Source organism: Streptomyces sp. NPDC059080, assembly GCF_042739975.1.
Classification (GTDB): Bacteria; Actinomycetota; Actinomycetes; order Streptomycetales; family Streptomycetaceae; genus Streptomyces; species Streptomyces benahoarensis.
The window spans coordinates 42,371-49,758 of the sequence record NZ_JBHYGX010000011.1; the positions used below are offsets into that span (position 1 = coordinate 42,371).

At 73.6% G+C, this 7,388-nt stretch carries 6 protein-coding genes; 2 read left to right on the plus strand and 4 right to left on the minus strand.

The genetic code is table 11. The features are described from left to right. Positions 1-245: 245 nt before the first annotated feature. Entirely contained in the window at positions 246-656 is a 411-nt protein-coding gene (locus tag ACFWWQ_RS11760; protein WP_384594012.1) for a rodlin, read from the minus strand. Between the two features lie 248 nt (positions 657-904). Next, complete coding sequence (locus ACFWWQ_RS11765) at positions 905-1,195, minus strand: chaplin (RefSeq protein ID WP_384594015.1); 291 nt, start codon at positions 1,193-1,195, stop codon at positions 905-907. 294 nt (positions 1,196-1,489) lie between these two features. Here ACFWWQ_RS11765 and ACFWWQ_RS11770 point away from each other — a divergent pair, with 294 nt between their 5' ends. Together ACFWWQ_RS11770 and ACFWWQ_RS11775 are read left to right on the plus strand one after the other, a co-directional pair. After that, positions 1,490-3,178, plus strand: a complete 1,689-nt coding sequence (locus tag ACFWWQ_RS11770) for a bifunctional 3'-5' exonuclease/DNA polymerase (protein WP_384594018.1) — start codon at positions 1,490-1,492, stop codon at positions 3,176-3,178. 761 nt (positions 3,179-3,939) lie between these two features. Next, the gene (locus ACFWWQ_RS11775) at positions 3,940-4,692 is read left to right on the plus strand and encodes a DeoR/GlpR family DNA-binding transcription regulator (protein ID WP_384594400.1); all 753 of its coding nucleotides are present in this window, start codon (positions 3,940-3,942) and stop codon (positions 4,690-4,692) included. A 66-nt stretch (positions 4,693-4,758) separates the two neighbouring features. On the opposite strand, the gene ACFWWQ_RS11780 is transcribed toward ACFWWQ_RS11775, so the two are convergent. Together ACFWWQ_RS11780 and ACFWWQ_RS11785 are read right to left on the minus strand one after the other, a co-directional pair. Next, positions 4,759-5,937, minus strand: coding sequence for an acyltransferase family protein (locus ACFWWQ_RS11780; protein WP_384594021.1), 1,179 nt, complete (start codon positions 5,935-5,937; stop codon positions 4,759-4,761). Positions 5,938-6,149: 212 nt separating this feature from the next. After that, the gene (locus ACFWWQ_RS11785) at positions 6,150-7,061 is read right to left on the minus strand and encodes a glycerophosphodiester phosphodiesterase (protein ID WP_384594403.1); all 912 of its coding nucleotides are present in this window, start codon (positions 7,059-7,061) and stop codon (positions 6,150-6,152) included. Positions 7,062-7,388: the final 327 nt, after the last annotated feature.

Genomic DNA, 7,388 nt, shown 5'->3' on the forward strand with positions numbered 1-7,388 from the left:
CCCGTGGAGGAGTTTTCGGAAAAATTGTCCGAACAGCCTGGATCCGCCCGGCGATTGTCGCCGTGCTTTCGCGCGACCCTGTCGTTAAAAGCCACCGCGGGCCACACATACGAGGGATTCGCCGCATACGAATTCCTACCGAGAGGGGTCGCGCTGCCCCGCCCCACATAGGCGACGGGGCGCCACCGGTCCGGTCCGCCCGGGAGGAGAGAACCGGGAGGACCGGCCGACGGCCGACGGCAGGGTCAGTGGTTACCGGCGCCGTTCCCGGACAGCACCGGGATGTTGTCCAGGATGTGCGACAGCGGCTCGTCGCCCTTGGCCTGGGTGGAGTTCTCGGTGCACTGCTGGTTCTGCGGGCTGGACAGGACGTTGACGTCCTGAACGGTGATCGGGATGAAGCCGATGAGGGAGCCGACGTTCGCCTTGAGCGGCAGGCCGATGCAGGGCTTGTTGAGCGAGCCCTGGATCAGCTCCAGCTGCGGGCTCATCTTGCCCTTGGTGGTGGAGTTGCCGAACGCGGTCTTGGCGCCGTTGCCGTTGACCGTGGAGGTGCCGTTGTCGTTGCCGATCGCCATTGCCTGGGGGGCGACGGTCGCCGAAATGCCGACGAGTGACGCGGCTACGGCCGTCGTGGCCAGGACCTTCTTGATCACAATTTACCCTTTCGAGGCGGAGTGCCCGTATCCGGAGCGTCCTGGACAACTCACTTCGCAGGGTGCGGTTTCGCCGATTCACTCGAATGCAGCGAAACCATAGGCAGATATCACCGTATCCGGGTGGCGTGACGCGGCGGGCCGTGTCCCGCGGCCGGGAAAGCCGAAGGCCGGCCCGGGAACCGTGCGGTCCCGGGCCGGCCTTCGGGGCGGGCGTCCGTGGCGTACGGGCGCCGGCCGGGGTGGCGTCAGCCGTTGACGCAGGTGTTGCCGAACGCGGGGGTGAGCAGCCCGACGATGTTGATGGTGTTGCCGCAGACGTTGACCGGGACGTCGACCGGGACCTGGATGACGTTGCCGGAGACGACGCCGGGCGAACCGACGGCGACACCCTCGGCGCTGGCGCCGTGACCGTGGCCCGAGGCGGAGGCGACACCGGCACCGCCCATGACGGCGATACCCGCGGCGACGGACAGAACGGCGGCCTTGGAGACAAACTTCACGGCGAACCTCTTCACTGAAGCAGCTTTCGGGAACATGCGCGTGCGCGTGAGCGACGCACAGCCGCGTGGAGCGACAAGCTGCTCAACGCACGAACCGTCGCCAGGTAGCGCCACTTTCGGGTGAATTCGAGGCAGGAGTGTTCGTAGGGCTCCCGGCGAGTGGCCTGCGCGGGCGTGCGGGGCGTGCGTGCCCGGCGGGTGGGCCGGGCGGATGAGCCCGGCGGGCGGGCGCGGCGCACCTCGTACGGCGGTGTGCCCTCGGGCAGCGGCTGGACACGACAAAACCGCTGGTCAGAGCGATTGTCAGACCCTGGTGCAAGACTTCGTGGCATGAGATGGGCGGTGGCGGAGACGGACGACGGGGGTGTGCGTCTCTGTCCGCTCACTCCGGAGGGCAGACCCGCGGGGCCGGTGGTGCGGGAGCCGTCGCTCGCGGCGGCGGTGCGGGCCCGGCCCGGGGTGGAGCGGTGGGTGTGGCGCTCGACGCCCGAGCTGTACCGCGGGCTGCTGGCGGCGGGGTTGCGGGTGGAGCGGTGTTACGACGTCGAGGCGGCGGAGGCGCTGCTGATCGGGCACGAGGAGGGGCAGCGGGGGCAGCCGCGGTCGTTGGCGGCGGCGTGGGCGCGGCTGCGGGGGCTGCCGGTGCCGAAGGATGCGCCGGTGCGGGCGGCCGACACCCAGCCGTCGCTGTTCGAGCCGGGTCCGGTGCCGCTGCCGCCGGGGACGGACGAGCTCACGGCGCTGCTGGAGGTCTACGCGGACCAGGTGGCGCGCACGGAGCGGACGGAGATGCCGGAGCGGCTGCGGTTGCTGCTGGCGTCGGAGTCGGCGGGGATGCTGGTCGCGGCGGAGATGACGTGGGCCGGGGTGCCGTGGCGGGCCGATGTGCACCGGGCGCTGCTGGACGAGCTGTTGGGCGAGCGGTTCCCCGGCGGGCTGGAGCCGCGGCGGATGGCGGAGCTGGCCGAGGAGGTGTCGCGGGCGTTCGGCGGGGCGCGGGTCCGGCCCGATCTGCCGCAGGACATCGTCCGGGCGTTCGCGGGCGCGGGCATCACGCTGAGCTCGACGCGCAAGTGGGAGCTGCAGCGGATCGACCATCCGGCGGTGGCACCGCTGCTGGCGTACAAGGCCCTGTACCGGCTGCACACGGCGCATGGCTGGGCGTGGTTGCAGCAGTGGGTGCACGACGGGCGGTTCCGGCCCGCGTACCTCCCGGGCGGGACGGTATCCGGCCGCTGGACGACCAACGGCGGCGGCGCGCTCCAGGTACCGAAGGTGGTACGGCGGGCGGTGCGGGCCGATCCGGGGTGGCGACTGGTGGTGGCCGATGCCGACCAGATGGAGCCGCGGGTGCTGGCGGCCGTCTCGCGCGACCGCGGGCTGATGGAGGTGGCGGGCACCGGCCGTGACCTGTACGCGGATCTCGCCGCGCGGGCCTTCGGGGGCGACCGGGACCGCGCCAAGCTGGCGCTGCTGGGCGCGATCTACGGGCAGACGTCCGGGGACGGGCTGAAGCATCTGGCCGATCTGCGGCGGCGTTATCCGGCGGCGGTGGCGTACGTCGACGACGCGGCGCGGGCGGGCGAGGAGGGGCGGCTGGTGCGGACGTGGCTGGGCCGTACGTGCCCGCCCGCGTCGGTGGCGTCGCCGGAGGAGGCCGGGCTGCCGCAGGAGGAGGCGGGGGCGGAGCAGGACGGGGGCGGGTACGGCGGCGGGGCGGCGGCGCGGGCGCGCGGCCGGTTCACCCGTAATTTCGTGGTCCAGGGCAGCGCCGCCGACTGGGCGCTGCTGGTCCTGGCGGGTCTGCGGCACACGCTGCACGAGGCGGGCCTGCGGGCGGAGTTGGTGTTCTTCCAGCACGACGAGGTGATCGTGCACTGTCCCGCCGAGGAGACGGAGACGGTCGCGACGGCCATCGCGTCGGCGGCGGACGCGGCGGGCCGCCTGACGTTCGGCCCGACACCGGTGCGGTTCCCGTTCACAACGGCGGTGGTGGATTGCTACGGGGAGGCGAAGTGAGGGGGCGAGGCGGGGCCCGGCGGGCGGCGTGGGGGCCGTGGCCTGACCGAGCGGCGTATCCGTACCCGCGCGACTCGACGGACAGGGCCCGCCCTCGGGAGCAGCTGCGGGCGCGGGAGGGGCCGAGGCGGCCGGGTGGTCGTTCGGCCGTCGGTCCACAGCCCGCACGCCGATTCGAGGGCACGACCTAAAATCCCCGGGTAGGGGGCCAGCCGTGCTGAGGGCGGCCGACATCCGATCCGCGAAGGGACGACGCGTTGACCGACAGCGAAGGCAATCGGGCCTCGGTCACGGGCGGGGGCCCGCACGGCCGGGCCCCGGAGACCGAGCGGCCGGGCCCGGCGGCAGGTCGGCGGAGCCCGGAGGCGGACCGGCCGGATCCGGAGGACGGCCGACCGGGCCCGGAGGCGAACCCGCAGGCCCCCGAACCGAAGGGCGACCGCCCGCAGGGCGACGCAGGCCGGGCGGGCACGGCCAGTACGGCCGGCACGGCCGGTCAGACGGCCGCCTCAGGCCGGCCAGCCACCTCCGGTCAGCCGGGCGCGGCCGGTCAGCCGGGCGCAGCCAGTGAGCCGGACGCAACCGGTGAGCCAGGCGCAGCCAGTGAGCCAGGCGCACCCGGTCAGCCGGACGCAACCGATCAGCCGGGCACGCCCCGTCGGCCGGACGCAGCCGGCCGCACAGCCCCCGCCACCCCCGTCCCGGAAGCCGCTGCCGACGCCCCCGCCGCCAAGCTCACGCCCCGGGAACGCCGTAAGCGGATCGCGGACCGGGTGCTGGCCGAGGGGCAGGTGACGATCGAGGAGTTGGTGCAGGAGCTGGGCGTCAGCCAGATGACCGTGCACCGGGATCTGGACACGCTGGAGCATCAGGGGTGGCTGCGGAAGGTGCGGGGCGGGGCGACGGCCGCGCCGAATGCGCTCTTCGAGTCCAATGCGCGGTGGCGGGGGAATGAGCAGGTCGCGGCGAAGGAGGCGATCTGTGCGGCGGCGCTGGCCATCGCGGAGCCGGGGCAGGCCGTGATCATCGACGACTCCAGTACGGCGCTGCCGCTGGCCCGGGCGCTGTCCTCGCGCGGCGCGTACACCGTCATCACCAACTCCCTTCAGGTGATCAACGAGTTGGCGGAGGAGCCCGACATCCGGGTGATCGCGCTGGGCGGCGAGTACCACGCGGCGTTCAACGCGTTCCTCGGCATGTCCACCGCCGACAGCGCCCGCAGCTTCCGCGCCGATGTCGCGTTCCTGTCCACCTCGGCCGTCGACAACGGCCACTGCTACCACCAGGCGCAGGAAAACGTCCTGGTCAAGCGGGCATTGATGGCGGCGGCGCGGCGGAAGGTGCTGCTCGTCGACCATTCGAAGTTCGGCCGTCAGGCGCTCTACGAGCTGGCGCCGCTCGCCGATTTCGACCTCGTCATCTCCGACGCACAGCTGCCGCAGGAGGAGCAGGACGCGCTGCAGTCGCTGGGCGTGCGCTACGAGTTGGTGTCCGAGGAGCCGCACCGCGCGTGACGGACGGCAGAGCGCCCGCCGCCGGAAGAATCCGGTGGCGGGCGCCCTGGTGGGTACGGGTGGCGGTCAGTGGCGGCGGGCGGCGCCCACCGGGTCCTTCTTGAACGCCCAGTCCATCTTGGGTTCCATCGCGAAGCGGAAGGCGCGTTGCACGGGTGGGGTGCACAACAGCGTGATGACGGTGCCCGCGATGAGGGTCAGCAGGATCGCGCCCCACGGGGTGTGCAGCCAGGCGGCGTCGTACCAGTGCCAGAAGCGGGAGCCCTTGGCGAGGAAGCCGTGCAGCAGATAGCCGTAGAGGGTGCCGGCGCCGAGGGCGGTGCACCACATGGTGCGGCCCGGGACCCAGGCGAAGAAGCAGGCGACGAGGACCAGCGAGCAGCCGAACAGGGCGAGCGTCATGATGGCGCCGCTCCACCAGGGGGCGTGCAGTTCCTGGGCGCTGTCGCGGTGGTAGAACCACGCGGCGTTCATCCGCGGCGCGGCCCAGTACGCGAAGAGCAGCGCCCCGGCCATGATCGGGACGGCCGCGATGCGGGCCCGGCGGTTGCGGACGAGCTTGAAGTGCTCGGCCTTCATGTTCAGGCCGAGAACGAAGAACGGCAGGAACTGCAGGACGCGCTGGAGGTCGAGGTCGTCACCGATCTCCGGCGAGAGGGAGGCGGCGACGGCGATGGTGAGTGCCAGCGGGACCGGCCAGCGGACGATCTTCCACAGCGGGGTGGTCAGCCGCCAGATGAAGAGCGCGACCAGGAACCAGGTGAGGTACCAGGGGTCCAGGAGGCTGATGGGGTAGCCGGGGTCGTCGTCCGCCCACCGCTTGAAGAAGGTGTAGGCGACCTCGAAGAGGATGTACGGGACGGCGACGCCGGTGACCAGACGCTGGAGCCGGTCCTTGCGCATGTCGAAACTGCGCGAGAAGTAGCCGGAGATGAGGATGAACGCCGGCATGTGGAAGGCGTAGACGGTGATGTAGAGGGCGGCGGCGGAGCGGCTGCCGTCCCGCAGCGGTTCCCAGGCGTGGCCCATCGCGACCAGGACGATGGCGAGGTACTTCGCGTTGTCGAAGAACGCGTCCCGCTGCTTCTTCGGCGCGGGCGCCGCGTCCTGACGGGGTGCGGGGGACTGCCGCGGTACGGCCGCCGCGGCGGGCGGGGCGAGGGCCGTGGCGGTGGTGCCGCCCGCGTCGACGGTGGGGGGCATCGGCACCCGACGGTCGCTGTGGTCGGGTATCTCGTTCGTCAAGGGCCCTCCCGGTACGAACCCAGAGGAGGGGCGGGACGGGGAATCGCGCCGGGTGCCGCGGGGGAACCCATGGGCCTGATCCTGCGTCTCCATGCGTATGCGGGGGGCGTGGCGGCGTCGAACATCTCAGGCACCTTAGCTCCGCCGCGCGAATCCCGTAAATCCCCGCCCTGACCGGGCCGGACAGGAGCTGGATCCCGCCTCTGGGCACGTTATGCGACAACTCCGTCGATTCCTCGCGCCGCGGCGGCGGGGGCGCCGGGGGCCGCCTCCGGGCCCCATCCGTAGATCCGCAGCGGGTCGCCGTGCGGGCCGCGCAGACGGTGGACGGCGGCGGTCCAGCCCGGGGTGAGGTGGTCCAGCGGCGGGTTGATGCCGTCGGTGAAGCGGGCGTAGCGGGTGGCGTCGCGGAGGGCGGGCGTGCCGAGGACGGCGGTGCGCACCTGTGGTGCGAGCCGGTGGACGGTGCGGACGCAGCGGGCGCAGAAGCTCTGGACCATGAGCCGTCCGAGGTGGGCGCGGTCGAGCCAGCCCTCGGCGCGCAGCAGGCGGAGGGTCTGGGCCTCGATGCCGGGGTAGCGGGTGGGGTTCTTCAACTCCAGCAGCAGCGACTGGTGGTTCTGTTCCAGGCGCCGCAGATAGCGGTCGAGGGTCGGCACCCGCTCCCCCGCGAACCGGGCGGCGAACCAGCCGCCCGCGTCGAGCCGGGCGATCTCGGCGGCGGTGAGGTCCGCCACGCGCCAGGGGGCGCGGCCGGGCAGGGCGCGCGCCGCGTCGGTGGTGCGGCGCAGCGTCGGGTCGTGGACGACGACGAGTTGGCCGTCCTTGGTGCGCTGGACGTCGTTCTCGACCCAGGTCAGCCCGGCGCGGTGGGCCGCGTCGACGGCGGCGAGGGTGTTCTCGGGCGCCTGGCGGGCCGCGCCGCGGTGCGCGATGACGAGCGGGGACGCCACGGCGGGTGCGGCCGGTGGGTCGGGGTCGCCGTTGTGGGGGTGCGCCGCCGGGGCGGTCGCGAACCGGGCGGCCGCGGTCCGGGTGCCCGGCCGGGCGGCCGGGGCGGCGAGGGTGGTGCCGGTGGCGACGGCGGCGAGCAGGGTGAGGGCGGCGGCGCGGCGTATCGGTATGTGGGGCACGGTGCCTCCAGATCGCTCGCCCGGCGGACGGCACCGCGGCGGCCCCGCCCACGCCGCCGCCGGGAGCCCGCACGGTTCCCGGCGGACGGCACTCCTCCGAAGATCGCCCGGGTGTGGGGGGGAGAGCGAGTGGGGGGCGGCCGTCCGGGGGCGCGAGGGCCTCGGACAGGGGAGCGGAGGGCGCCCGGCGGCCCGGTAGGGCGCGGCCCCGCACGGTCGGGGGGGCGGGGCGGGGGCCCGCCGGCGTCGACCTGCCGACCCGCCGCCCCCCGCTCGACCGCGGGGGGGTGGCGGGCTGGCGCGGGGCCGGGCGCGCGC